The following is a 21,605-nucleotide window of genomic DNA, read 5'->3' as shown; positions in this document are numbered from 1 at the left end:
TAGCAACATTAAGATATGGTCAAAAATTAAACTTCTTCAAATTATTATTTGGGAAGTAGAAAATATAAAATATAATAACACCACATATTAGATTATCTAGTATGTGGTGTGTTTTGTGTATCTAAGATGACTATTCATAAAATTAGTTGTAGTATTATTTATTCATTGCACTTATTTTATATTTATGTTAAAATAAAATCATAAAGAGAGAGCCGTTTGCACTGACTTTACTAATAATTTCTTAACTCACTGCGTTCGTAGAAATTATAGTAGTCGTAGTATAAATTATTCGTAATATTTTTCTTCAGTCTTTGACTTTGAAAAATAAACGACTAACTTAAAAGACGGCGACTCAAGAAAAATAGTTTTAAAAAAAACTATCTTAAAGTGTCAAAGTATAAAGATGGTTATTTTTTGTCTTTAAGTACGATTATAGATACAACTAATGCTAATATTGCGACAATAAGTCCAGAGAAATTAATCATTAGCTGTAATGCTTCAAATACTGACAAAAGTCTACTCCTTTCTTCAAGATTGTGATACTTATGAGCATAAGCATCATCCCCTTTCGTAAAGTTGTAGTCGCCATCTTTAACAAGATATTTCTATCTCTAACTTCACCCTCCATTTTTGATTATATCAGATTAATTAGTGATTATCAATGATTTTAAGGAATTAATATTATTATTTTAATATAGTTAATAATAGTAAAAATTATATAAAAATGACAATTATATATGGAAATAATTATCGTATACAAAATAAATAAAATATAAATATATAAAATTTAATTATATATTTAGAAAAGTGTTATTTTTAATGAACTAGAAGTAAGATTCAAAAAATTCAAATTTTGAGTCTTTTCTTTTTTCTTTTTAGTGTATAAAAGGTTATAATTAGGTATAAAAAATCTGTAAAATAAGGAGATTATTTAATGAATGAACTAAAAAGGACGATAGGCTTTATGCCGGCTTTTATGACGGTAATAGGCTCAGTAATAGGAGCAGGTGTATTTTTTAAAGCTGCTGTTATTTATAAAACTACAGGGACGATGAGTCTAGGATTACTAGCATGGGTTCTTGCTGGTATTATTACTATCTGTGCCGGTCTTACCGTTGCGGAACTTGCGGCATCTATTCCTGAAGTTGGTGGGATGGTCGTTTGGATAGAAAGAACTTATGGGAAAACTGCAGCATTCTTATTAGGATGGGCTCAGTCGGTGATTTATTTCCCTGCGATGATAGCGGCTCTTGCGGTTATCTTCTCTACACAAGTTTTAGATTTATTAAACTTAGATAAGACTTGGCATCTTCCTATAGCCATTGCTGCAGCAGCATCGTTAATGTTTCTAAACTTTTTAGGTGGGAAAATCGGAGGAACGATTCAGACTGTAGCTACTATTTGTAAATTAATACCATTAATAGTAATTATTGCATTTGGATTATTTCAAACTGACTCACAACCGTTGCAATTATTCCCTATAGAAGCGGGGAAAGATATTTCGTTTGCTAGTGGACTAGGAGGAGCTTTGCTTGCTGCGATGTTTGCCTATGAAGGGTGGACTAACGTAGGAAGTATGGCAGGAGAGATAAAAAATCCTAAAAAAGATTTACCAAGAGCGATTTTCCTAGGGCTTGCGGTTGTTATGGTTGTATATGTACTTATAAATGTAGCTTACCTTATGACTTTACCATTAGATCATGTTGCAGGTAATCAAACTGTAGCCAGTGAAGTAGCTGCTAAGTTGTTCGGTGGTATTGGTGGTAAAATTATTACGATTGGTATACTTATTAGTGTATATGGAGCAATTAACGGTTTTTCAATGGCTGGGATTCGTGTTCCTTATGCAATGGCAAAAAGTGAACAGATTCCATTTAAAAATGTATGGACGAAGTTAAATAAAGGAGCAGTTCCTGTCAATGCAGGATTATTACTTTTAGTAATAGCGTTCTTAATGATGTTAACAGGTAGTTTTGATATGTTAACAGATCTATTAGTATTCGTAATGTGGTTCTTCTACACAGCAACATTCCTTGCGGTAATTATACTACGTAAAAAAGAACCAAAATTAGAAAGACCATATAGAGTTCCGTTATATCCGATTGTTCCTATAATAGCTATTCTTGGTGGAGTTTATACTTTAGTAAGTACTTTAATCTCACAAACATCATTAGCTATGGGAGGAATAGCTTTAACGTTAATAGGATTATTATTCTATACAGAATTACACAAAAAATTTAAAAAATAATAAAAAAGAAACATCGCACATTAGAAAATCTAGTATGCGATGTTTTGATATTATTTATTGCGTTATATATTTTTTTATGTTAGAATAAAGCTATAAAAGAGAGAGCCGTTTTAAAGACGGTGACTCTAATTAAGAATTATAAAAAATAATCATCTTAACCGGTCAAAGTATAAAGATGGTTATTTTTTATTGTCTCTTTTAAGTGCTGAGATACATACACCAACTACAGTTGAAATCAAAAGATTTACACCTATAATAGTTTGTATAATTTCAAACGCAGACAACTTGCTACTCCTTTCTTCCAGATTCTGTTACTTATGAGCATAAGCACCATCTCCTTCCATAGAAAAGTAGCCACCATCCATACCGGAAGCTTTACACTCTCCAACTTCTCTCTCCGACTTTGATTATATCAAATTAAATATAGATAATCAACTATTTACAAGGGTTGATATATCAGTGTTTTTAACTTGTTAATTATAGTAATTTTTACTTATAAATTTAATGTTATAAAGGTGTAATTTTTGAAAAAAACATCGCATATTAGAAAAGCTAGTATGCGATGTTTTGTTGTTATTTATTTCTATTTTCTAAGTAGTCTGCAATTGCGGCTACGTCTTTGTCCCCACGTCCAGATACGTTAACGATAATTACTTTATCTTTATCCAGTTTTGGAGCACGTTTGATTACTTCTGCAAGTGCGTGTGAACTTTCGATTGCAGGGATAATTCCTTCTGTTCTAGTTAATAGAAGTAAAGCATCAACAGCTTCATCATCAGTTGCACTTACGTATTCAGCGCGTTTTGCATCTTTTAGGAATGAGTGCTCAGGTCCAATACCAGGGTAGTCTAATCCTGGAGAGATTGAGTAAACAGGTTTTACTGAACCATCTTCATTGAATAATGCGTAAGTTTTCATACCATCAACAACACCGACAGTACCAAGTGTTAGTGTTGCTGCGTGACGATCTGTATCAAGACCACGTCCAGCGGCTTCAACTCCTAGTAATGCTACTTCTTCATGAGGGATGAACTCAGCAAAAGCTCCTATTGCGTTAGACCCACCACCTACACAAGCTACTACTAAGTCAGGTAGACGACCTTCTTTTTCTAGGATTTGACGTTTTGCTTCTTGGCTGATAACTTTTTGGAAGTCTTTTACAATAGTAGGATATGGGTGAGGTCCTACTGCAGATCCTAGTACGTAGAAAGTATCGTCGATATTTTCAATCCATGCTTTGAATGCAGCGTCAACAGCCTCTTTAAGAGTTTTTTCTCCTTCTTGAGCTGCGTGAACTTTTGCTCCAAGCATTTCCATTCTAAATACATTTAATCTTTGTCTTTCTACATCAAGAGCTCCCATGTAGATTTCGCATTCCATACCGAATTTCGCAGCGGCAGCAGCTGTAGCTACACCGTGTTGACCTGCTCCAGTTTCAGCGATAACTTTCTTTTTACCCATACGTTTTGCAAGTAAGATTTGTCCGATAACATTGTTTAGTTTGTGTGCTCCAAGGTGGTTCAAATCTTCACGTTTAAGGTAGATTTTTGCTCCCCCAAGGTGGTTTGTAAAAGTCTCAGCGAAGTATAGTGGAGTTTCACGTCCTGAGTAATCTTTTAAGTAATGAGCATATTCTGCTAAAAATTCTTCATCATCTTTGTATTTATCATAAGCTGCTTCTAGTTCATCAAGAGCTTTTTGTACAACTTCAGGTACGAAGCTTCCCCCAAATTCTCCAAAGTATCCTTTTAAGTTGTTTAAGTTATTTTCTAAGTTTGTCATAATTGTTTATTTCCTTTCGAATGGTTTATAAGATTTGTATAATTTTTTGTTTTACCCCAAAAAGAAAAGACCGTATAGAATTCTATACGACCCTTTTGCAAAATTTAAAACGATTTTTCTACAGCCGACATAGACACTTTTTAGAGTACACTAAAGTTGCGTCTACGTCATAAAAACATACACACAACATTATCTACGCCAGTTTTGCCAAGATTTTAAAGTTGTTGTTTGTTTCATTTGTAGTTCCTCCTTCTCGTTTTGTTGTATTCATTATACACATTATTTTTTTAGAATGCAAGTCTTTTTTTGTAATTTTTTAAATTTTTCTGACAATTTACAAGAGTAGCCTATTGTAACAAGATTCTAAAGGAGTGTTTACTTAAAATATATTAAGAGATGATTAGGAATGTTCAAGGCGATAGTTCTTTCTACCTAAACCGCTGTAAAAGTGATATAATAGAAAAGTGAAAAAATCAGGTATGGAGGTGCAATTTGAAATTATCGGTATTAGCCAGCAGTAGTAGTGGAAATAGTATCTATATAGAGCACAATAATTTTAGATGTTTAGTAGATGCTGGACTGACTGGGAAAAAAGTAGTAGAGAACTTAGCGAAAATTGAGCGAGATATTAAAGATATAAATGCAATTTTTGTAACACATGAGCATATTGACCATATTAAAGGAGTAGGGGTACTAGCGAGAAAGTACAATATTCCTGTATATGCCAATGCCCTTACTTGGCAGAATATGACGAAATGTGGTGAAATCAGCTCGGATCTTAAGTTTCATTTTGAAAAAGAGGAAAGTAAAATTTTTGATGATGTGGTAGTTAATAGTTTTGGAGTTAGTCATGATGCGATTAATCCGCAATTTTATACTTTTGAGTGTGATGGAAAAAGGGTTAGTATTCTTACGGATACGGGATATGTATCTGACAAGATGATTGATTATGTGAAGGACTCTCATACAATTGTTTATGAGAGTAATCATGAGGAGAATGTTCTGCTTAGTGGACCTTATCCGTGGACGACGAAACAGCGTATTCTATCAGATATGGGGCACTTGTCAAATACAGACTCTGCCAATTATTTAACGAAAATAGTAGGAGATAATACGAGAAATGTCTTCTTAGCCCACCTAAGTGAGCAAAACAATACGAAGGAATTAGCTCGTATGGCAGCGGATATGACGCTTAAGAACAAGGATATAGATTGTATTTTGGAAGCTGATAAAACTATCGATTGTAATGATAAAATAATTATAATGGATACTGATCCAGTAATTCCAACTAAGATAATAGAAATATAATAAGAAATAAGGTCAACTTATAAAAAATGTCCCTCAAAGAATTATCTTTAGAAGTTGATCTTATTTTTTTCTACTATATTAAATGAGTTGTTATATTGAATAATTTTTATATGAAAATGAGAGGCTTTTCTGTAAATATTCAGAAAATTCTAGTTTTTTAGTGCCAAATTTTTATTTTTTTATTGCTTTTTTTCTAAAAATTTTATAATATAGTATTATGTAGTTTTTTAAAAAGTTATGATTAATGAAAAAAGTTACAGATAACAAAATAAGTTATGATTTATAATAAAATAAGATAAAAAAGAAAATAAATGAAATAAAGTTTAAAATTGTATTAATTTATTGAGTAATGTTATTGGAAGGAGATAGGCGAATGGAAAAACTATTAGAGATTAAAAATCTAGAGACAGCATTTAGAATCAAAGATGATTATTTTAACGCTGTTGATAAAGTTAGTTTAGACCTTTATAAAAACGAAGTTTTGGCTATCGTTGGAGAAAGTGGTTGTGGTAAGTCGACATTAGCGACAACAATAATGCGTCTTCACAATGAAAATCTAACGAAGTCTACTGGAGAAATTATTTTCAAAGGGAAAAACATACTAGATTTAACAGAAGATGAAATGAATAAAATTAGAACAAAAGATATTGGGATGATATTCCAAGATCCGCTTTCTTCATTAAACCCACTACACAGAATTGGGAAACAAATTGAAGAGGCTCTAATTTATCATACTGAATTAAGTGCAGAAGAAAGACAAAAACGTGTTATTGAATTATTAACACAAGTTGGTATTCCAAATCCTGAACGTTGTGCAAAACAGTATCCACATGAATTATCTGGTGGTATGCGTCAACGTGTAATGATAGCGATGGCGATGAGTTGTAAACCAAGTGTTCTTATCGCGGACGAACCAACAACAGCTCTAGATGTTACAATCCAGGCGCAAATCTTAGACCTTGTTAAAGGGCTTCAATCAGAAATGCAAGCCGGAATTATCCTGATTACGCATGACCTTGGGGTAGTTGCTGAAATGGCGGATAGAGTGGCTGTATTATATGCTGGTGAGGTGGTAGAGATTGGAACTGCGGAGCAAATCTTTAAAAATCCTCAGCACCCTTACACACGTAGTTTATTACGTAGTATTCCTCAACTTGATGATGAAGACGCTAGTGATGAACTTTACGTTATTCAAGGGATGGTTCCATCTTTAAAAACTTTAGATAGACAAGGATGTCGTTTTGCTGATCGTATTCCTTGGCTTAAAGACGAACATCACGAACATAATCCGACTCTACATGAAGTAGAAGAAGGACACCATGTACGTTGTACATGTTACAGAAACTTTGAATTTGAAGGGGAGGAAAACAATGCTTAAAGTTGAAAATCTAAAAGTGCATTATCCTATTCGTGGTGGATTTTTCAATACAATTAAAGACCATGTTTACGCGGTAGATGGTGTTGATATTGAGATTGAAGCTGGGAAAACGTATGGGTTAATAGGAGAAAGTGGTAGTGGAAAAACTACTGTAGGTAAAGTTGTTTTAGGTTTAGAAAAAGCAACTGATGGACAAATTATCTATAAAGAAGAAGATGTTACTAAGAAAGCAGCTCGTAAAAAACTAAAATATAATCGCGATGTTCAAATGATTTTCCAAGATGCAATGTCTAGTTTAAATCCTAAGAAGCGTATTATAGATATTATCGCAGAGCCAATTAGTAACTTTGATAGCTTATCTGAAGAAGATACTAAAAAACGTGTGTTAGAACTTCTAAACATCGTTGGTATGGGTGAAGAAGCTATGTACAAATATCCATTTGAATTCTCAGGTGGACAACGTCAACGTATCGGGGTTGCGCGTGCGATTGCATGTAGTCCTCGTCTAATCGTAGCTGACGAACCAGTGTCAGCTCTTGACCTTTCGGTTCAAGCACAGGTTTTAAACTTCATGAAGAAGATTCAAAAAGACTTTAATATAAGTTATCTATTCATTTCTCATGACCTTGGGGTTGTTAAACACATGTGTGATTATATTTATATCATGTACCGTGGTCGAATCGTAGAGCGTGGAACACGTGAAGATATTTACAATAATCCACAACACATTTATACAAAACGTCTTATTGCGGCTATTCCAAGTACTAACTTAGACAAAGCTAAAGAAGTAAAAGAAATAAGAAAAGCTGTTGAAGAAGAATATCAAAAACATTATAACGATTACTTCGATAAAGATGGAAGAGTATATCCACTTAAGAAATTAACAGAAACACACTATGTAGCAATGAAAGGAGGAGAAGTGTAATGTGGAAAGTAGTTTTAAAACGATTTTTAGTAATGATACCACAGTTATTCATCCTTAGTGTACTAGTGTTTGGTCTAGCTAAACTTATGCCTGGGGACCCATTCAGTGGTTTAGCAGAAAACCCAAAAATTTCTCAAGAGCAAATTGAAGCTATTCGTCAAGCGAGTGGATTTTATGAGCCTTGGTACCATCAATACCTATATTGGTTGAATAACTTTGTCCATGGGGATTTCGGACTAAGTTACACTACTGGTAAGTCAGTAGGAACTCTTCTTGGAGAAAGAATTTTTAATACATTTAACCTGTCATTATTTACAGCGGTAATTATGTATGCAATCGCAATTCCTATGGGGATGTATGCAGGGCGTTATAACGGTTCTAAATTCGATAAGTTCGTAAACTTTTATAACTTCTTCTTCTTAGCGATTCCATCATTCGTATTATACTTATTTATGATTGCTGTATTCGGTTTCGGTCTAGGATGGTTCCCAACAAGTGGATCTGTAGATGTTAACCTTGATCCAGGAACATTTTCATACTATATCAATAAACTGCAACACTTAGTTTTACCAGGTATCTGTTTAGCGTTATTATCAACAGTATCGACTGTTCAATATTTACGTAATGAAGTTATCGATGCGAAACAAAGTGATTATGTAAAAACAGCTCGTTCTAAAGGTGTACCAGTTAAAAAAGTTTACTCAGGACATATCTTCAGAAACTCTATTTTACCAATCGCAGCCTTCTTCGGATTCTCTATTACTGGATTATTCAGTGGTGGTATCTTCGTAGAAACAATCTTCGGTTACCCAGGAATGGGGCAACTGTTCTACCAAAGTATTCAAGATAGAGACTATAGTGTTGTTACAACATTAATGTTATTCTCTGGATTCTTAACACTGCTTGGTAGTACATTAAGTGATATTATTATGGCGATTGTAGACCCACGTATTAAATTGGACTAGGAGGAAGTTGAACAATGACAAAAGCAAAAGAAGAAAAAGTTATAACTAAAACTCCTTCTGGGTTTTCAGTTGTAGCTCGTGAGTTTAAAAAAGACAAAGGGGCGCTTACAGCCCTGGTTACACTAAGTGCAATTTTAGTGTTTGTAGTACTTTTCAATATTTATATCCGTGTCAGTGGTGTATATAGCACTTACTTTGATGTAGATTTATTAAATATTTTCTTAAAACCTGGTGAGGACGGATTCTTATTAGGTACAGACGTAGGTGGTCACTCAGTTTTTGGATGGTTAATGATGGGAATGCTTAACTCAATTCTTATCGCAGTAGCAGTAACGGTTATAACTATCGGATTTGGTACTGCTGTAGGTTTAGTTATTGCATATTACGGTGGACGTGTCGATAATATTGTGATGCGTTTAGTAGACTTTATGGTAATTATCCCAACTTTAATGGTAATTATCGTATTCGTAAGTATCAAACGTGATTACGGTCTAGTACTGTTCATCTTGATTTTATCAGCATTCGCGTGGATGAGTTCTACTCGTTTAGTACGTAGTAAAGCTTTATCAGAATCACGTCGTGATTACGTATTAGCTTCAAAAACAATGGGAACACCTGATTGGAAAATCATGTTACAAGGAATCTTACCTAACATTAGTTCTATCATTATCGTAGAAGCTACGCTATCATTAGCGGCTAATATGGGTATCGAGGTAGGTTTAACATACCTTGGATTCGGTCTTCCAGCAGGAACACCAAGTATCGGTACTATGTTATCTTATGCAAAAGATGCAGACGTACTTATTAACAAAATGTACATCTGGCTGCCAGCAGCCCTTGCGATCTTAATTATTGTATTATGTATCAACTCTATCGGTGGAGCATTAAGACGTAGTTTAGATGCTAGACAAAGATTATAATTTTAAAGGTCATGTAGAGATTTTCTACATGACCTTTATTATTAATGACTTTAGTCAGTTGAGGAGGTGAAGTCTCCGAAACAAAAAACCACCCGCTATGCGGGTGAGAGACAAGGGTTAAACAATTGAAAAATCATCCTTTCTTGATAAAATAAGAGTAGTTCAAGCTCAAAAAAAGAAAGGATGATTTTAATTATGGCAAATAAACATAATAGTTTATCGCATACAAAGTGGTTATGTAAATACCATATTGTATTTACACCTAAGTATAGACGAAAAATAGAATTTAATCAATATAAACGAGATATAGTAGATATAATAAAAAGGTTATGTAAGTATAAAGGAGTGGAAATAATAGAAGGACATATAATGCCAGATCATATACATTTGCTGCTATCAATACCGCCAAAATATAGTGTATCAAGTTTTATGGGATATCTGAAAGGGAAAAGTTCACTGATGATATTTGATATGCACTCAAACTTGAAATATAAGTATGGAAATAGAAAGTTTTGGGCAGAAGGATATTATGTAAATACTGTAGGATTAAATGAAAGTACAATAAGAAAATATATCAGAGAACAAGAATCGCATGACATTGCAATAGACAAACTGACAACAAAAGAATATACAAATCCATTTGGAAATAAGAAAAAATAGATAAACCCGTTTAACGGGTAGCGGGCGTCAAAATACAATAGGGCTTGAACGAATGTGAAAGCCAGCGCCTTGAGGTGCGTGTTAGTTATACCCACAGAGAAAACCACCCCTTTTCAGGGGTGATCATTATTATTTATAAAATATTATTTACAAATAATATCCAATTTCATTGTTATAGAATTATAATTTAAAAGATGTTAAATAAATAAGTTTGAAAATAAAAATCTTGATTATCATAGTAAAATAAACTTAAATTTCGTGTGTTACTACATAAATTTCAAGTGTTAGATTTAGATTTCTGGTAAATATAAAATCTTATTTCAGTGAAAATTAAAAAAACATTGTAAAATTTTCTGACAATTACTTGACTAGTATGAGATTTTTTGTTATAATTGCTAAAAATAAATATTTTAAAGAAAGGCTGTATGTAATACAGCATGGAGGATAAGATAATGGAAAAGAAAAAAATGTTAAAGGTAGTTAGTTCAGCTATGGCTCTCACAATGTTACTTGCAGGATGCTCAAGCGCAAGTAACAATTCTAAAGGAAGCAAAGCTGCTGTCGAGTTCAAGACAGCTGTAGACAATGGTGGAAATGCACTTAGTGGCCAACAACTTAAAATTGGTATTGCTTCTGCAGATCCACTAACAGGGATGTTTAACCCAGTATTTTATTTACAATCAACAGATTATGATGTAATGAAATATACAATGGCAGGAGCGTTCCCACTTGACGATGCAAACCGTCAAAAACAAGATGATAAAGAAGCACCGGTTATGTTCCACGTAGATCGTGACAAAAAAGAAGTTACATTAACTATCCATAAGGATCTTAAGTGGAGTAATGGAGAAGATGTAAAAGCAGATGATATCGTTGCGACTTATGAACTTATGGGGAATCCTAAGTATACAGAAAACGTTCGTTACAGTGATGAATACGAAGTAATCGAAGGTATGAAAGAGTACCATGATGGAAAAGCTAAAAACATCTCTGGTGTAGTTAAAAAAGACGACAAGACAGTAGTACTTAAGTACAAAGAAATTAAGCCATCATTATTATGGGGTAATGGATTCATCGGAGAATTCTTAAACAAGGCTCAAGTAGAAGCTGCATCAAAAGACTTCACTAAATTTGTTGAAGCAGACTTAAACAAAAAACCATTATCTTATGGACCATATTATTTAGATAAAGTAGTAAACGGGGAAAGTGTATTAGCGAAAGCTAACCCCTATTACTACAAAAAATCTGAAGTGAAAATTCCAGAAATCCAATTCAAAGTAGTATCACCAGCTCAAGCAAGTGCTGTTCTTAAAAACGGTGATGTAGACTTAATGGATAGTTTAACTACAGGTATCTGGGATGGTACTAAAGACGCTAAGAACGGAACAATCTTAGGAGAATCTGATTACTATATCTCTTATGTTGGATTCAAACTAGGTAAATTCAACAAAGAAAAAGGTGAAGTAGAAGTAGATCCAAACGCAAAAGCTGCAGATAAACGAGTGCGTCAAGCATTTGGATATGCAGTAGACTGGGATCAAATCAATGAAAAAATCTATAAAGGATTACGTTTCACACCAACTGGTTCTGGATTCTATCCACCAATCGTTAAAATGTTCCACAACAAAGACGGTGAAAAATATACTAAGAACGTAGAAAAAGCGAAAAAACTTCTTGATGAAGCAGGACTTAAAGATACTGACGGAGACGGATTAAGAGAAGATAAAAACGGTAAAAAACTTACATTCAACTTCGCTATCCGTAACGTAGGTCAAGATTTCGACCAAACATTAGCTGATACATTCGTTAAATCTTGGAAAGAAGTAGGATTAGATGTTAAATTAGTAGATGGAAAACTTATGTCATCTAAAGACTGGTCTCAACGTGTACAAGCAGATGATCCAGGAATCGACATCTTCCAAGGAGCTTGGGGATTAGGAAGTAACCCTGACCCAAGTGGATTAGTAGGAAAAACTTCACCACTTAACTTACAACGTTACACAACTGAAGAACTACAAAAATCATTAGATGCAATGGGAAGTAGTGATATGTTTGATGATGCTAAACTTAAAGAAGCATATCAAAAATTCGATAAACAATTCAGAGAAGAAGCTGCTTGGTTACCATTCAGCTGGCAACAACAAATGACATGGGTTAACAAACGTGTTAAAACACTTGATTTAGCGAAACTAAAAACTGGTGAACAAAATGTTTACAGTTTAGAGTTAACAGCTGATGCACCAGCAAAAAATTAATTTAGTTTAGGAATGAGATTTGGCTAAGGGCACTTAGTTGAATTTCCCCCTAATAAACTTATATTTCATTTTATTTTCAATTAATTTTGAGAGGGATGGAAAATTAGAATTTCATAGAATATTTTGATTGAAGCCCTCTCAACTTTGAAAATATAAATATACAGTTTATATTATAGAAATATTAATTAAAAAATAGATATAACTTTTTAAATAGAGAATTAATTAACGAGGGGATAACCCAAAATATTAAATTTTAAAAAAGTTTATATGAGAACTCATAGACGCAGGAGTTTAGTAATATCTAAATTTACTTTTAAAAAGTTTTTTAGATATTATTAAACTTTGATGGGATGGCTTTATAAAATCAATCTTTCTGAAATTATAATTTTTAAGTCATACTCATATTCTTAATAAAATATGTAGAGCTACTATTTTACATAGATTTAAGGCGAAGTATCGTACTTTAATGTAGCAAGGATACTTCGTCTTAAATTTTGTTATTTTTAATTATCAACAAACTAGAGTTATATTGGAGGAAAAATGAAGAGAAATAAATTTTTAAAAGTATTCAGTTCAGCAATGGCACTATCAATCATTCTTGCAGGATGTTCAACATCATCAAAATCATCAAAAGATGGGAAACCTGCGGTAGAATTTAAAACATCTATTGATAACGGTGGAAGTGCAGTAAGTGATTCTGTGCTAAAAGTTGGTATCTTAAGTGCTGATCCACTAACAGGTATGTTTAACCCAGTATTTCACCTACAAGCAACAGACAATGCAGTAATGGAAGATACTATGGCACACACATTCGCTTTTGATCATTCATATAAATTAAAAGAGGATGATGAAGACGCACCTGTTAAGTTCCATTTAGATAAGGATAAAAAACAGGTAACACTTACTATCCGTAAAGATTTAAAATGGAGTAATAATCAAGATGTAGCTGCGGACGATATTATCGCAACATACGAACTTATGGCTAACCCTAAGTATAAAGACAATATTCGTTATAAGAGCGAATTTGAAACAATAGAAGGATTAAAGGATTATCACGAAGGTAAAGCTGAAAAAATCTCAGGTCTTACTAAAAAAGATGATAAAACAGTAGTTATTCAATATAAAGATGTAAAACCAGCTCTTCTTTGGGGAAGTGGCTTCATAACAACATTCCTTAATAAAGATCAAGTAGCTGCAGCATCAAAAGACTTCAGCAAATTTGTAGAAGCGGAATTAAATACAAAACCATTATCTTACGGTCCATACTACTTAGATAAAGTAGTAAATGGAGAGAGTGTACTTGCTAAACAAAATCCATATTACTACAAAAAAGATGATGTAAAAGTAAAAGAAATCCAATTCAAAGTAGTTGCGCCAGCTCAGGCAAGCTCTGTAATTAAAAATGGTGAAATTGACTACATGTCACAAGTAACTCCAAATGTATGGAGCGCGGTAAAAGACTACTCAAATGGAACATTACTAGGACAACCAGATTTCTATATTTCATATGTAGGATTTAAGCTAGGTACTTGGGATAAAGAGAAAAATGAAGTTAAAGTAAATCCAAACGCAAAAGCAGCGGATAAACGTGTACGTCAAGCATTCGGTTATGCGGTAGACTGGGATCAGTTAAATGAAAAAATCTACAAAGGACTTCGTTTCACACCTACAAACTCAGGTATTTACCCAACACGTTCAGAAGATTATTACGATAAAGATGGATTCAAATACAAAAAAGATGTAGAAAAAGCGAAAAAACTTCTTGATGAAGCGGGACTTAAAGACGTTGACGGAGATGGATTAAGAGAGGATAAAGATGGTAAAAAATTAACATTTAACTTCGCCATCCGTAATACAGGTCAAGACTATGATCAAACTCTTGCTGATGCATTCATTAAATCATGGAAAGAAGTAGGGCTAGATGTAAAACTAGCTGATGGAAAACTAATGTCATCAAAAGATTGGACACAACGTGTAACAAGTGACGATCCGTCTATCGATTTATTCCAAGGGGCGTGGAGCTTAGGTACGAATCCGAACCCAGCACGTTTATTAAGCGATAAAGCTAAAGTTAACTATCAAAGATATATGAGTGATGTGCTTAAAAAAGATTTAGAAACAATCAACTCTAAAGAAATGTTAGATGATGCTAAGCGAAAAGAAGCATACAAGAAATTCGATAAAGACTTTGCAGAAGAGGCTGCTTGGTTACCATTTAGCTGGAGTACAGATATCACATGGGTAAATAAACGTATCAAAAACTTCGATGTTAAAAAATACGCTTATGGTGAACAAAAACTATATGCATTAGAGCTTACTAATAAGGATAGTGCTAAAGGATAATTTAAAAAGTTTATATTAAGTTTATAAGGATTACTCAAGAAACAATTTGAGTAGTCCTTTTTTATATAAGAAAATAAATATGTCAATTTGACAAAATTTTGAAAAGAATAATTAGTTTATGGATGCTGAATATCCTTGATATGTAAGTAAAGTAAAAGATATGTGCGTTTTATAAATAATAATTTATAAGATAGTTTATTGATATTAAATTTATGTTTTTAAAGAAACGAACAGAAATTTCAAAAAAGAATTTTGTTATTTTTTTATTATTTTCTGAAAATTTGCTTGACTTATTTTTAAAATAATGTTAAACTTATTTCATAAATAATTGAAAATAAGTTTTTATATATCATGGAGGAAATAAAATGAAAAAGAATAAGTTTCTAAAAGTATTTAGTTCAGCGATGGCTCTTTCAGTAATTTTAGCTGGATGTTCAACATCAAGTAACTCTGGAAGCAAAAACGCTCCTAAAGCAAAAGTAGAATTTAAAACAAGTTTTGATAACGGTGGATCAGCTGTAGATGGTGCTACATTAAAATATGGTATCTTATCAGCTCAGCCATTAACAGGTCTTTGGAACCCAGTATTCTCTGATAAAGCAGAAGATCAATACGTAAACCAAGCAGTTATGGGTGGAACATTCCCTGCTGATGAAGAGGGACGTGTTGTCCAAGATGATGCTGATGCAGCGGTTAAATTCCACTTAGATCGTGAGAAAAAAGAAGTTACATTAACTATCCACGACGGTGCTAAATGGAGTAACGGTGAAGCATTCACATCAAAAGATATCGTAGCTACATACGAACTTATGGGTAACCCTAAATTCACTACAAACACTCGTTACAACGAATCATTTGAATTAATCGAAGGTATGAAAGAATACCATGCTGGAAAAGCAAAAACTATCTCAGGTCTTCAAGTTAAAGATGACAAAACAGTAGTACTTAAGTACACAGAAGTACGTCCAGCATTACTATGGGGTCAAGGTTTAGTTACTGACTTTTTAAACGCTAAACAAGTTGAAGAAGCCTCTAAAGACTTCGCTAAATTTGCTGAAGCAGACTTAAACAAAAAACCATTATCATATGGTCCTTACTACATCACTAAAGTAGTAAATGGAGAAAGTGTTCTTGCAGAACAAAACCCTCACTACTACAATAAAGATAAGATGAAACTTAAAAAAATCGAGTTCAAAACAGTAGCTCCAGCTCAAGCAAGCCAAGTAATCAAAAATGGAGAAGTTGACTATATCGATAGCGTTACTCCAAGTGTTTACGAAGGAGCTAAAGATATCAAGAACGGAACATTCTTAGGAGAAGCTTCTCGTTACATGTCATATGTTGGATTTAAACTAGGTAAATTCGACAAAGCTAAGGGAGAAAACGTAGTTGATCCTAACTCTAAATTAGCTGACAAAAACTTACGTCAAGCATTCCTATATGCAGTTGACCGTGACCAAATCAATGAAAAAATCTTCAAAGGATTACGTTTCACTCCAACTGGATCTGGTATGTACCCGGCAGCTGTAGGTAAATTAGTAAACGAAAATGCGACTGCAGCTAAAAAAGATGTAGAAAAAGCTAAAAAATTATTAGATGATGCAGGATATAAAGATAAAGATGGTGACGGACTACGTGAAGACAAAAACGGAAATAAACTTTCATTCAACTTCGCAATCCGTAACACAGGTGCTGAATATGACCAAGCATTAGCTGACGTATTCGTTAAATCTTGGAAAGAAGTAGGATTAGATGTTAAATTAGTAGATGGAAAACTTATGTCTCCAAAAGACTTCTCTCAACGTGTACAAGCAGACGATCCATCAATCGATATCTTCCAAGCTGCATGGCAATTTGGAACAAACCCTAACCGTCAAGAGTTACTAGGTAAAAAAGCTCCATTAAACTTATACCGCTACACTACTGAAGCATTCGAAAACAGCTTCAAAGCTCAAGGATCAGCAGATATGTTCGACGAAGCTAAATTAAAAGCAGCTTACAACAAATTTGACACAGAAGTAGCTGAAGAATTACCATTCTTCCCATTAAGCTGGGATACAAGTATCACATTCTTCAACAAACGTGTTAAATCATACGATTTAGCTAAAGCTAAGAAAAACCAATTCAAACTTTATGACATTGAGTTAACAGCTAACGAAGGTGCTAAATAATAAAAATTAAAATGCGACATAGATAACTTTGGTTGTCTATGTCGTTTTTTAGGTTATTAGTATTTCTTAGGAAATATTTAAAATGTTTAATAAAATCATTGGAAAATTTCAAACCTGAGTTTCAGTTGAAAATTAGTTTCAGGTTAAGGTACCCAAAAAGATCTATATTTTTATATGAGAACCTATATACGCAGTGGTGTATAGATATCTAAATTCGTTTTAAAAAAGCATTTAGATATCTAGTAAATCACAGTGTAAAGTGATTCAACAAAATCTTATTTCTATGAAATCGCGATTGTTGAGTCACTTCCTTACTTTGAGGATTAACAGAAAATATTAGTTGTCGTATGTGATAGCTAACAGTTGAATTTTTTGTAAATAACGTATAAAATTATAAAAGTATATTGTATTTATCGCTATGATAGGGAATACTTTTAGAATTTTAAAATTTATAAAAATTTATAGGAAAGGTGTATTAATGAGAAAATTTATTTCAGAGTTATTGTTAATAATTGTTACGATTATTTGGGGATTGGCTTTTATCTGGCAAAATATTGCGAGTAAGGTTCTTGGACCTCTTACAGTTGTAGGTATAAGATCAGTAATCGCAGTAGTATTTCTTGGTGCTGTGGCACTTCTGATTCCAAGTTTGTATAGAAGTCAAGACCCCAAGATTTTGGCAGAGCCAATAACAAAAAATAAAAGGTGGATACTTGGTGGTATCTGTGGAATAGTATTATTTTTCGCAATGTATATTTCGCAAATAGGTATCGGGATGACAACTGCAGGTAAAGCTGGATTTATTACAGTATTATACATTTGTATAGTACCATTTATCGGGGTATTCTTAGGTAATAAGCTTAACAAATTCTTTATTATAGGATTAATTTTATCTGTAATTGGTTTTTATTTCTTATCGGTAAAAGAAGAATTTGCTTTAGAGATGGGGGATATTATCGTCTTAATCAGTGCGGTTCTATTCGGGATTCATATAATAGTTATTGATTATTCAGCTGTTAGAGTTAACTCAATGTTCTTATCTATCGTTCAATTAGTCGTAGTATCTGTACTAAGCTTAGTATTAGCTGTTTTTAAAGAGACAATAATTTTTGCGGACATAATGAGCGTTATTTGGCCGTTACTTGCGATAGGGGTACTTTCTAGTGGGGTAGGTTATACTTTACAGATTGTAGGACAAAAAGATGTTCCACCACACACAGCATCGCTAATCTTGAGTTTAGAGTCAGTTGTAGCTGCGATAGGTGGAGTGCTTATTCTTGGTGAACATATAGGTATAAGAGAAGGAATAGGTATGCTTATTGTCTTTGTAGGTATTATAGTTTCACAACTACGTGACAAAAAGAGTAATTAAACAATTTATAATGAAATTTAGTGGAGGGCAGCTTGAAAATCATGATTTATAAATAGATTTCCTTGCTCCTTCTATTTTTTATGAGGTTAAAGATGAAAAAAATATTAAAGATAGTATTAGGATTATTGCTTATGGGGATTTTAGGGTTTGCAGGATTAGTTGGATATTTATGGGCTACAGAATATAGTCCAAACGGAGTTGAGAGTTTAAAGGTAACTAAACAAGGTACATCAGAAAGTGCTAAGGTAGGAACAGAGTACACAGCTCTTAACTGGAATATAGGTTATGCTGGTCTTGATAAAGATGAAGACTTCTTTATGGATGGTGGAAAGATGGTTCTACCACTTGATAAAGCTCATGTTGAAGAAAATCTAAAGAATATTACAGAGATTGTTAAAAACGAAAAAGCTAATGTCAATTTTATTCAAGAGATAGATGAAGATTCAAAACGTAGCTACAATATCAACCAGGTTACTAAATTCGATGAAATACTTGGCTTAAATAGTATTTTAGCATATAATTTCAAGGTTAGATATGTACCTTATCCAGTACCGCCGTTAGGGAAGGTTAAGAGTGGTATCTATACTGCGACTAGTTTCAACGTGGAGAGCGCAAGAAGATTCCAAATGGCGATTCCATTCACATTCCCAGAGAGACTAGCTAATTTAAAACGTGGATTTTCTGTTATTTATACAAAAGTAGAAAATAGTGATAAACACCTAGTATTGATAAATGCTCACTTGGATGCTTATGATAAAGGTAATTCTGGAAAAAAAGCTCAGATGAAACAACTTCTTGAATTTATTGATTATGAGTATAAAAAAGGTAATTATATCCTTGTTGGAGCGGATTTTAATCAGTCGTTAAAAACTTTAACACAAGATGAAATTAACGTTGTTCCAAAAGAATTATGGCGTGCTGAGAATTTAGATAAGAGTATGTTACCTGCAGGATTTAACTTAGTGTATGATGAAAGTAAAAATTCAGCGAGACTTAATAATAAACCTTATGTGAAAGATAGTGAAGGTACTTATGGCTTTATTATCGATGGATATATTGCTAGTGATAATATAGAAGTACTTGAAGTAGAGACGTTAAATCAAGAGTATAGATATAGTGATCATAACCCGGTAAAACTAAGATATAAATTGAAATAGAATAAAGGAAGTGGCTCTGAATTAAGTTAAAAGAGTCGCTTTTTGTTAAGTATTATTCGATAACCTACTGTTTTAATGTAGCTTTAGACGCCTTTAATTCTTTTGCATTGCAAAAGGACTTTCCGGATAAAATGGTTGATTCAAAAGTTCTAAATTTTAAAAAATGTCTATTATAACTCATAGACGCAGTGGTTTATTGATATCTAAATTCGCTTTTTAAAAGCTCTTTAGATATCTAATAAACTTTGCGGGGGTGACTCGACAAAATCTCATTTCTACGAAATCATGATTTTTGAGTCACTCCCTTTCTAAGTAAAACTATATGTTTTACTGCAGCTACTATAAACAGTAGATGAAATTGTATAGCAAAAAATCTTCAAAATTATAAAGAACAGTTATTTCTTTTTAGTAAAGTAGATCCTATAGACACTTGTTCTTTTGATTGTGGTACGAGACGTCTCTAATTAATTGAATATGAAAAATCCCACAAACCTATGTTTGTGGGATTGTTTTTTATGCATTTTGTTCTGCGTCTTTTTTGAAGAATAGTTTGTTTAGTTTATCAACGATTGCTGATAAAGCTCCGTCTCCAGAAATGTTACATGCAGTTCCAAAGCTATCTTGAGTGATATATAATGCGATCATTAGAGATAACATGATTTCGTTGAAACCAAGAACTGATTGTAATAATCCAAGAGCGGCCATAACTCCTCCACCAGGGACACCAGGAGCAGCTACCATTGTTACTCCAAGTAATAAGATGAATTTAATCATTACTGCAGCTGATGGGAATGCAGCACCGTTTTGTAACCAGAATACTGCAGATGCACATGTAGTTAATGTAATTGTACTTCCTGATAAGTGGATAGTCGCAAATAATGGAATAGTGAAGTTTGCGATATTTTTATCAACACCCATTTTTTTAGTACTTTTCAGTGTCACTGGAATAGTAGCAGCTGATGATTGAGTACCGATTGCTGTCATGTATGCAGGTAAGATGTTTACAAGCATCTTGAATGGATTTCTACCGTTAACTGTTCCAGCTACGAAGTATTGGATAATAATGATTATTACGTGCATAATAATGATAATTACGAATACCATAGCGAAGATTTTTAAAATCTTGAATACTTCACCAGAAGCTGTGATGTTCATGAATACACCTAGGATGTAGAATGGAAGGAGTGGAATAATTACTGTAGCAAGTAATTTTTCAATAATTTCTCCGAAATCTGCGAATCCTTGTTTAAGTCCTTCTGATTGAGTTGCTGAAATCCCGATTCCTAAGATGAATGAGATAATAAGCGCTGTAGTAACATCAAAAATCGGAGCCATTTTAAACTCGATGAAAGGTTTTAATAATAAATCCTCTGGATTTTTGAATGATTGTAATGTAGCGTTAGCTAGTATACTTGGTAATACTGCTTGAGCTGATAGGAATGCGAATGTTCCTGCGATAATTGTAGAAATATAAGCAACCCCTGTTGATAATCCAAGTAATTTACCAGCGTTGTTTGACACTTGGCTGATACCTGGTACGATAAATCCTACGATAATAAGAGGAATTGTAAATCCTAAGAATGAGCTGAAAATAGACGAGAATGTTACGAAAACTCTAATAATTGACGTTGGTAGAGTACTTCCTAAAACTATCCCTAATGTTACAGCGATAATAAGTTTTGCTATTAATGGAATTCTTTTATATAAACTCATTGTCCGATCTCCTTTTTCATTTATTGTATTTTTTAAAAAGACATGTGTACATTATACAAGAAAAGCCTTGATTTGTAAAGGGGAATAGACATATTTTTTTAATTATTTGAAAATTTTATGAAAGTACGGAGTAGCAATTCTATTGAAATAAACAAAAAAAAGCTTAAAACCTCAAATTATTATTGAGATTTTAAGCCTTTTACAGTTATTAGATTAATTTGAATAAATCGTTTAGGTTCTCAGCCATTGTTGGGTGAGTGAAGATTTGATCTCTGATATAAGTGTATGGAATTTTGTTATCAATTGCCATTTTAATTAAGTTTATAATTTCTTCTGAGTTTTTACCGAATAGTGTAGCTCCAAGAATTAAGTTAGTGTCTTTGTCTACAGTTACACGGAATAATCCAC

At 33.1% G+C, this 21,605-nt stretch carries 15 protein-coding genes and 1 pseudogene; 12 read left to right on the top strand and 4 right to left on the bottom strand.

Annotated elements, in window-relative coordinates:
* Positions 1-407: 407 nt before the first annotated feature.
* Entirely contained in the window at positions 408-512 is a 105-nt protein-coding gene (locus RWN11_RS04155) for a putative holin-like toxin (protein WP_314160527.1), read from the bottom strand.
* A gap of 422 nt (positions 513-934) precedes the next feature.
* Here RWN11_RS04155 and RWN11_RS04150 point away from each other — a divergent pair, with 422 nt between their 5' ends.
* A complete protein-coding gene (locus RWN11_RS04150) occupies positions 935-2,248 on the top strand; it encodes an amino acid permease (protein ID WP_314160526.1) in 1,314 nt (437 codons plus the stop codon).
* A gap of 573 nt (positions 2,249-2,821) precedes the next feature.
* Here the strand turns inward: RWN11_RS04150 and trpB are convergent.
* Positions 2,822-4,030, bottom strand: a complete 1,209-nt coding sequence (trpB, locus tag RWN11_RS04145; RefSeq protein WP_314160525.1) for a tryptophan synthase subunit beta — start codon at positions 4,028-4,030, stop codon at positions 2,822-2,824.
* Between the two features lie 492 nt (positions 4,031-4,522).
* Here trpB and RWN11_RS04140 point away from each other — a divergent pair, with 492 nt between their 5' ends.
* From RWN11_RS04140 to RWN11_RS04090, 11 genes are all read left to right on the top strand, one after another.
* Entirely contained in the window at positions 4,523-5,338 is an 816-nt protein-coding gene (locus tag RWN11_RS04140) for an MBL fold metallo-hydrolase (protein WP_314160524.1), read from the top strand.
* Positions 5,339-5,711: 373 nt separating this feature from the next.
* Positions 5,712-6,716, top strand: coding sequence for an ABC transporter ATP-binding protein (locus RWN11_RS04135; protein WP_314160523.1), 1,005 nt, complete (start codon positions 5,712-5,714; stop codon positions 6,714-6,716).
* Positions 6,709-7,641: an ATP-binding cassette domain-containing protein gene (locus RWN11_RS04130; RefSeq protein ID WP_314160522.1), complete on the top strand. Its 933-nt coding sequence runs from the start codon at positions 6,709-6,711 to the stop codon at positions 7,639-7,641. The genes RWN11_RS04135 and RWN11_RS04130 overlap by 8 nt, the downstream gene beginning before the upstream one ends.
* Entirely contained in the window at positions 7,641-8,606 is a 966-nt protein-coding gene (opp4B, locus tag RWN11_RS04125; RefSeq protein ID WP_314160521.1) for an oligopeptide ABC transporter permease, read from the top strand. The genes RWN11_RS04130 and opp4B overlap by 1 nt, the downstream gene beginning before the upstream one ends.
* A 14-nt stretch (positions 8,607-8,620) precedes the next feature.
* Positions 8,621-9,526, top strand: a complete 906-nt coding sequence (locus RWN11_RS04120) for an ABC transporter permease (RefSeq protein WP_314160520.1) — start codon at positions 8,621-8,623, stop codon at positions 9,524-9,526.
* 195 nt (positions 9,527-9,721) lie between these two features.
* Positions 9,722-10,186, top strand: a complete 465-nt coding sequence (gene tnpA, locus RWN11_RS04115) for an IS200/IS605 family transposase (protein ID WP_314160519.1) — start codon at positions 9,722-9,724, stop codon at positions 10,184-10,186.
* 452 nt (positions 10,187-10,638) lie between these two features.
* A complete protein-coding gene (locus tag RWN11_RS04110) occupies positions 10,639-12,441 on the top strand; it encodes an ABC transporter substrate-binding protein (protein ID WP_314160518.1) in 1,803 nt (600 codons plus the stop codon).
* A gap of 540 nt (positions 12,442-12,981) precedes the next feature.
* Complete coding sequence (locus tag RWN11_RS04105) at positions 12,982-14,784, top strand: ABC transporter substrate-binding protein (RefSeq protein ID WP_314160517.1); 1,803 nt, start codon at positions 12,982-12,984, stop codon at positions 14,782-14,784.
* 365 nt (positions 14,785-15,149) lie between these two features.
* Positions 15,150-16,955 carry an ABC transporter substrate-binding protein gene (locus tag RWN11_RS04100; RefSeq protein ID WP_314160516.1) on the top strand — a complete coding sequence of 602 codons (1,806 nt, stop codon included), beginning with the start codon at positions 15,150-15,152 and terminating at the stop codon, positions 16,953-16,955.
* Positions 16,956-17,433: 478 nt separating this feature from the next.
* Positions 17,434-18,327 (top strand): DMT family transporter, encoded by an 894-nt coding sequence (locus RWN11_RS04095; RefSeq protein WP_314160515.1) that lies wholly within the window; start codon positions 17,434-17,436, stop codon positions 18,325-18,327.
* A gap of 92 nt (positions 18,328-18,419) precedes the next feature.
* Positions 18,420-19,484, top strand: coding sequence for an endonuclease (locus RWN11_RS04090; protein WP_314160514.1), 1,065 nt, complete (start codon positions 18,420-18,422; stop codon positions 19,482-19,484).
* 513 nt (positions 19,485-19,997) lie between these two features.
* On the opposite strand, the gene RWN11_RS04085 is transcribed toward RWN11_RS04090, so the two are convergent.
* Positions 19,998-21,197, bottom strand: coding sequence for a dicarboxylate/amino acid:cation symporter (locus RWN11_RS04085; RefSeq protein ID WP_314160513.1), 1,200 nt, complete (start codon positions 21,195-21,197; stop codon positions 19,998-20,000).
* Between the two features lie 208 nt (positions 21,198-21,405).
* Positions 21,406-21,605: pseudogene (locus tag RWN11_RS04080) on the bottom strand (FAD-containing oxidoreductase); the annotation flags it as partial.

The organism is uncultured Gemella sp. (assembly GCF_963519265.1).
Lineage (GTDB): Bacteria > Bacillota > Bacilli > Staphylococcales > Gemellaceae > Gemella.
Note: the sequence above shows the minus strand (reverse complement) of the source record. Positions and strands in the feature narration are given on the sequence as shown.